General features: G+C 66.9%; 1 pseudogene. It reads right to left on the bottom strand.

The window, feature by feature from the left end:
- Nucleotides 1-945, bottom strand: a pseudogene (locus tag CGA21_RS29715) (glycine dehydrogenase (aminomethyl-transferring)); the annotation flags it as partial.

Genomic DNA, 945 nt, shown 5'->3' with positions numbered 1-945 from the left:
GCGAGATCGAATCGTAGCCGGTGGCGGCGCAGAGCATCGCTTCCAGTTCATCGGTCAGCTGCTGGTAGCCGGCGCTTTGTTCGGCCGGGGCGAACGGGTGCAGGGCGCCGAATTCGGCCCAGGTCACCGGGATCATTTCGCTGGCGGCGTTGAGTTTCATGGTGCACGAGCCCAGCGGGATCATGGTGCGGTCCAGCGCCAGGTCCTTGTCCGCCAGCTTGCGCAGGTAGCGCATCAGCTCGGTTTCTGAGTGGTAGCGGTTGAACACCGGGTGGCTGAGGATCGGTGACTGGCGCAGCAGCGCGGCCGGGAGGGTCGCTTGCGTGGCGGCGGCGAGGTCGGCGAAGTCCGGCAGGCTTTGGCCCGCGGCGAAGAGGGCCCACAGGGTTTCCACGTCGGCCTGGGTGCTGGTTTCATCCAGGGACAGGCCCAGACGTTCAGCGTCGACCACGCGCAGGTTGATCTGTTGGGCGTGGGCCTGCTTGTGCAGCTTGGCGGTGTTGGCGCCGGTGTTCAGGGTCAGGGTGTCGAAGAAGTGTTCTTGCTCGACATTCAGACCGATCGCTTTCAGGCCTTGGGCCAGGATCGCGGTCAACTGGTGCACACGCCGGGCGATCTGCGTCAGGCCCTGCGGACCGTGGTACACGGCGTACATGCTGGCGATGTTGGCCAGCAGCACCTGGGCGGTGCAGATGTTGGACGTGGCCTTCTCGCGGCGGATGTGCTGCTCGCGGGTCTGCATCGCCAGGCGCAGGGCCGGCTTGCCGAAACGGTCCACCGAGACACCGACCAGACGGCCGGGCATGTCGCGCTTGAATGCATCCTTGGTGGAGAAGTACGCCGCGTGCGGGCCACCGAAGCCCAGCGGCACGCCGAAGCGTTGCGCGCTGCCGATGGCCACGTCGGCACCGAATTCGCCCGGCGGGGTCAGCAGGGTCAGGGCCA

The organism is Pseudomonas sp. PSB11, from assembly GCF_014596605.1.
Lineage (GTDB): Bacteria > Pseudomonadota > Gammaproteobacteria > Pseudomonadales > Pseudomonadaceae > Aquipseudomonas > Aquipseudomonas umsongensis.
The sequence above is the reverse complement of the archived record's forward strand: the minus strand, read 5'-3'. Positions and strand labels throughout refer to the sequence as shown.